At 52.4% G+C, this 5,677-nt stretch carries 6 protein-coding genes; 5 read left to right on the top strand and 1 reads right to left on the bottom strand.

From position 1 onward, the window contains the following. The 5 genes from tssI to PUT78_RS22795 form a co-directional block, all read left to right on the top strand. A partial coding sequence (gene tssI / locus PUT78_RS22815) for a type VI secretion system tip protein TssI/VgrG (protein WP_274354526.1) occupies nt 1-1,127 on the top strand: 1,127 nt, incomplete at its 5' end. Nucleotides 1,128-1,225: 98 nt separating this feature from the next. Continuing rightward, a complete protein-coding gene (locus PUT78_RS22810; RefSeq protein ID WP_274354525.1) occupies nt 1,226-1,738 on the top strand; it encodes a hypothetical protein in 513 nt (170 codons plus the stop codon). After that, nucleotides 1,735-2,595 carry a hypothetical protein gene (locus PUT78_RS22805; protein WP_274354524.1) on the top strand — a complete coding sequence of 287 codons (861 nt, stop codon included), beginning with the start codon at nt 1,735-1,737 and terminating at the stop codon, nt 2,593-2,595. The genes PUT78_RS22810 and PUT78_RS22805 overlap by 4 nt, the downstream gene beginning before the upstream one ends. A 126-nt stretch (nt 2,596-2,721) precedes the next feature. Continuing rightward, nucleotides 2,722-3,015, top strand: coding sequence for a PAAR domain-containing protein (locus PUT78_RS22800; RefSeq protein WP_274354523.1), 294 nt, complete (start codon nt 2,722-2,724; stop codon nt 3,013-3,015). A 272-nt stretch (nt 3,016-3,287) separates the two neighbouring features. Further along, nucleotides 3,288-3,815 carry a hypothetical protein gene (locus tag PUT78_RS22795; RefSeq protein ID WP_274354522.1) on the top strand — a complete coding sequence of 176 codons (528 nt, stop codon included), beginning with the start codon at nt 3,288-3,290 and terminating at the stop codon, nt 3,813-3,815. A gap of 344 nt (nt 3,816-4,159) precedes the next feature. On the opposite strand, the gene PUT78_RS22790 is transcribed toward PUT78_RS22795, so the two are convergent. Next, on the bottom strand, nt 4,160-5,509 hold the full coding sequence (locus PUT78_RS22790) for a hypothetical protein (protein WP_274354521.1): 1,350 nt from the start codon (nt 5,507-5,509) through the stop codon (nt 4,160-4,162). Nucleotides 5,510-5,677: the final 168 nt, after the last annotated feature.

Raw genomic sequence — 5,677 nt, 5'->3', positions numbered from 1 at the left:
TGTGCCTTGTGGCAAGTCATTCCTATACCTCGGATAATTACGGCACAGGCGGGACCAGGGGCGATGATCTGGCCTATCGCGGGCGCTATGTGCTGATGCCCGGCACAGCGCCGATGCTGCCTGAGAGGAAGACCCCCCTCGCCGATGTGCGCGGCCCGCAAACGGCGATGGTGGTGGGCGCTGAAGGCGAAGAGATCGATTGCGACGAATACGGCCGGATCCTGGTGCGGTTCCACTGGGACCTCAACAAGGCCAATTCCATGCGCTGCCGTGTGTCGCAGAACTGGGCGGGCAACGGCTGGGGCGGCATGGTGATCCCGCGCGTGGGCATGGAGGTGGTGGTCGAGTTCCTCGACGGTGATCCCGACCAGCCGCTGGTCACGGGGTGCGTCTATAACGGGCGCAACAAGGTGCCGTATGAATTGCCGGCGCATAAAACGAAGTCTGTATTTCGATCGGACACATCGAAGTCTGGTGATATTCACGCTTTCAACGAAATGAGTTTTGAAGATGCGCAGGGTCGTGAAGAAATATTTTTACGCGCCAGTCGTGACATGACAGTCAAGATCGATGAACATGCGACGACAAGGATCGATAACAATGCAATTACCTCTGTCGGCGGACATCTTCTGTTGGAGGTTGAAAAAACATCTATCGCAAATATTGGCCTGAACTACGCGATCAATGTTGGCACTGGCCCGGGTGGCGTCGTTATCTCCGGTGACGAGCGCAGAGATCCGTATGGGCTGAGGCCGGCAGCGTATGCTCTGAATTCTGAGGCAACATCCGCGGGGTCGGGGAATTATTCCTTAAGCGCAAATGGTGCTATCCGGCTGGATGCAGGTTCGTCGTATAGTCTCGATGTTGACGGATCATCCATGGAAAGGGTCGGTCAGTCAATAACGCAGAATGTCGCCACAGACCTCAAAGTCTCTGTCGGGAACCACTCGAAAGAGGTTGTAGGAGGTCGGAAGGTGATTGATGCGCATCAGGAACTCATGATCCGCTGCGGTCGCGCTGTGTTGATCATGAAACCAGATGGGACGATTACACTGAACGGACACTCACTCTCCATCGGCCAGTCGGAAAGGATTAATATGAAATCGCCTCGGATTGACTTGAACTGATGATACGAAAAAACGCGGTCTTTATATTCGCTTTTTTGATCACGACATTCGTTCTGGGAGCGTGGGCCGCACCGCGCTTTTTACAAGGAGAAAGCGGCATGAGAATTGACCTGACAATCTATCTTGGCGGAACGATCGCGACAGATGGTGGGGTTATCATGGTTTTACCCACAGCCGTTCCACCGAATGAATTCGTTGTGCCGGACGATTTACCAAACCCGGCCAATGACCTGGTTGTTGCGAGCGATGCGGATCAGATCATACTCGGGGCCGATGTGTTTGCGCAAAAGTCCATCGTGACGTTTTACTACCCGGAAGGTGTGCCATATACCTACCGATTCCGGACACGCGACCCTGAAATCGATTGGTCAAAGATCCGGACCGATCGCATCGGCACCGGTTTTGGAAACGGAGTTCACCCCATCACGGGTGAAGTCGAACCGTATGAAATCATATTCACTCATCACTTTGACGTCGGAAGCTGGACCATGGCGCAAAGCCGAGAGGCAGATGCCACGACTAATCTGGGATTTCTTAGCGAACGCTACCCGTGCGAGAGATTCGCGGCCGTGCAGGTTTGCGACGCAACATTTGACAGGATTGAGCCGTGAGTTTTTTACGATTCTATGTGCGTTCCTTTCATCCACAGGCCAATTTTGGCGCATCAGGGCTGGGTTATAGTGGCGATAACCGCGGCTTCAGTTACTCGTTAAGTGTAACTTCACGTATCTATGCAGTTGTGCGAATTGACCTGGTCAATCAAGAAATTTCTCTTGAGAAAGTGCGCTCAGACCCAAGTAGTTGGCTAGGCGGGTTGTTTCATCAAGATTATAGTCACGAGGGAACCCAGCCAACCGGAAGCGTGTCAGGCCAAGTAGACCCATACCGCGAAGATGGCGACCAGTCCGTTCAGCTTCTCCTCAGTTATCGCGGCCAGAACTTTGCAATGCCGATGGGCAACTCAGAAACTGCCCGCGAACTGGTGTATGAAAGCTCCGTTCCCGATCTTGATGTTACTTGCTCGCTACATCTGACGATCGATAGAGACGATAGAAAAATGTCATTCGCACTGCGCATGACAGGTGATGGTTTTCCCAACGCTGAGGCATTCATTATCGACAGCGCGGATGAGCCACTGATGCTTGCGACCCATCGGCGTGTTGGATCGGCTTTGGCACAATTGCGTGGAAACCGTCGGATCGCGATGGCGGTTGGTATTGGCGAGATTGAATGTGACGACGACAAGCTGGTATCGGCACTGAGCCCGTTTGTCTCGATCGACTATGCCGAAGTGACGGGTGGTCCAATAGACGTACTGCAGGAAACCGGTATTTCACCGAATAACCGCGCTGATTGGAACCTGATGCATACGTCCAAACGTGATGCGCGTGGTGGTTGGGGGCGACGATATCTGGGTGACAACACCCCAATTTTTGCTCCGGGTCGGCGGGCCAGTTCGATGCCGTGAAAACTGCTAATCCCAAGCGCGTGTCAATTGGCACCCAAAATCGATTGTGTGATGATCGAAAACGGAGCGCAGACTGGCTTGTATCGGTACCGACGCGGCCGAATAAATTTCGCAGAGAGGTTCTGAATGCCCGGTATTTCCCGAACAGGTGACATCGCGTCCGGACATGGCTGCTTTCCGCCATCGCCTGCCATAGCGGGCAGCCCTGATGTTAATGTCAATGGCATCCCTGCATTGCGTCAAGGCGATGCGGTGGCGCCGCATGGGTGCAGTAACTGCCCGCCACATCCGCGCAGCGTATCCGGCGGATCGGATAGCGTGTTCGTTAATGGCCGCCCCATCGCGCGGCTTGGTGATTCAATTGATTGCGGCGGGGCGATGGACGCAGCATCGGGCGATGTGTTTGCAGATGATGGGTGAGGAGTGGATCGGCGCGAAGGTTCTGGCGGGATCTGGAAATGGTACGCAAGGGAATCATGCTCCTGCTTAACGGCAATCTATCGGCGATAGTTCTGCGCTTCGGTCCTATGCTGCGCCGCGCCTGAATGTCTGGTTCGGTGAAGCCGCTTTACCGCATGACACAGACACTAAACGGCAGCAGAGGGCCGGAATCATCGCTACGGCTGAAACATGACCATGTGGGCGCCGTTTCGAATGAGTAGCGGCCTGACAGGTCACGGAGGGAGTTATTTATGACAGTTCGGACGTGCGATCTTCCCGCGGATGCGTTCTTGCGGCGCTACGCTCGGGATGGCGGCTATACGGACTGCTACATGACCGAGGTGCCCGGGCATATCCCGCTCAGTCTGTTTGTCGAAGCCTTCTATACGAGTTGGCTGTTCAAGGTGGAACGTGTGGTTCTTTCCCTGACGGGACACTACTCGACCGACACCAACGCTGCGGAGCTTGCCCGATGCACCTCGTCCTGCTTTGCGGCATGGCGAGTCGAGGATCGGGGCGAGAATCAACTGCTGATGAGCGATGTCACAGGCCGAACGAGATCGTGGTTCAAGATCGCCACAATCTCCGGCGATAAATCGATGCAGACGTTGCTCTATTTCGGCTCCGGCATCACGGCCGCCAAGAATAGCGACACGGGCCGACTGTCGATCGGCCCGGTGTTCAAGGCGCTGATGGGGTTTCACAAACTCTATTCCAGAGCATTGCTCGCTGCCACGAGGCGCAAGATTGCTTCGTCCGCGTCGAAGATGACAGCATGATGGACTTCGGTGTTCCTGCCTTTTTCGCTGCCGTGAACGGCCGCTTCGGGCTGGTCGGGTCGATTGCCAACCTCAAAGGGTCTGCGGGCTTATGCTGCGTTGCCGTAAGACGTCAGGAGCCCATCAGCGACATTCAGGCACGCGCAGCATGGAAGGAACCTTCGCAGGCGCAGCATCGTGATAGGCCCACAGCCGACATTCGAGTGACGTGAGGCAAGGCCGCTCCCCAGTCGAAAGTCGACAGACATGCACATCATAGGAAGCCGAAAGGCGACACTGAACACTGCATGGTTTAGGCTTGCCCTGCTTGGGGCAGGCCTACAAATAGCCGCCTCGCTTTGATACTAGAGATCGTCACCGTACAACGCTTCTTGTGTCATCTGGGCGGCAGCAGGGTCGTTAAGAAGCTGGAAGAGTTCTTGAAGGCAGATAACCTCTATATGAGAGTTCGCAGAATTAAGTCGATGCGTGAGTCCATGATGAGTGCGGTGATGAGTCTTCTCGTCATCAAGGTAAGAAATAACAGAATACTCTTTAGCAAACTCTTTTCCCATATCCCAGAATATGGCTAGGTCGACATCGTTCTCATGCTTGTCACCGGCTTCAAATTCTCGAAGCAATCCATCCAGGCAGAATTTATATTCCAAAACTTTTGGTTGCGTCGTGTACGTTTTTGTAAGCTGCTCCTCATATACTCCGAGTGGATTTATCTCTTTATCATAGGCATAGTCCACTAACGGGTCTTCTGCTGAAAATCTAAACACCCCATCATACTGCGAAGACTGGGAGGTGCTTAAAAGCTTCAATCCACGAATAACTCCACCAGCAATCAGTTGATTAAACAAAACGATCACATCCTGTTCACTCTGCGGAACGCACATTACTGATATTTTCCTAGTTGGCAAGAAGAACTTATCGCTCTTGAGGACCAATGGGCAATCGGCCTCATGCTGTTCTTGCTTTTTAAGCCATTCGTGAACTTTGATTTCCTTGTCAATATCTGCTTGTGCGCCGCTGTCGGACTTCAAAATATCTTCTCGTCTGGAGCTGAGTTGCCTGACAATCCCAACTGCAATCTTCTCGGCCAACTCTTCCAACTCAGGTTGAAAACCCTTCCTACCAAGATCAGGTTCAGCGCCATCGAAATGAACAATAACATGAGCTTGGTTCTGGTGCCCTATGCTCTTTGTCAATGGAATCGTGATGAGCTTCCCTTGAGGCATTCCGTTGCTGGCTATCTGCAAGCCGCCTCGGAGGATTCTTAAGCCTTTACGCAACCCTGCCTTTTTATCATTGAGCTGATCCCAAACCTCGGTAGAATAGACAAAGTATCCATATGCCGTAAGATTAAGCGACTCGGCCAAACGTCTCTCTTCGCCAGACAGTTTTGCGAGCGACAATGCCTGATCGCAGGTGTAAGTTTCATATATTCCATTTGATTTTTTGAACTTGTCGATAGCCTTGGATGGATCCTTTCCAGCGTCTAAGGCTTTTTGCTGTGCTGCAACAATCTTACGAAGTTGCTGACTAGCTTTTATTTCATTGTGTGGAAATTTGTATTGAGTCAATTCGTCTGTGATGCTTGTCAAGACACCACTTTCATCAATCACATCAAGGTCGAAATAGATGTTTGACGATGAACACTCTGGAAGATTTATGGAACCTAAAGGGGTCTTAACAAGAAGCAAATACATCCATTGACTAGCTGTCCTAGCTTTATACCAGCCAAGGCTACTAGGGTCAGGACCCATTGATTTCATGCGTGCATCGTGATTCACCGCCCGAAAACGGAGCGGTGATATGTCTGATCTTTTCTGGTTAAGCGATGCGCAGATATCGCGTTTGGCGCCTTACTTCCCGAA

The sequence above is a fragment of the Roseinatronobacter alkalisoli genome (assembly GCF_028745735.1).
Classification (GTDB): domain Bacteria; phylum Pseudomonadota; class Alphaproteobacteria; order Rhodobacterales; family Rhodobacteraceae; genus Roseinatronobacter; species Roseinatronobacter alkalisoli.
This window is presented reverse-complemented; position numbering and strand designations above follow the sequence as displayed.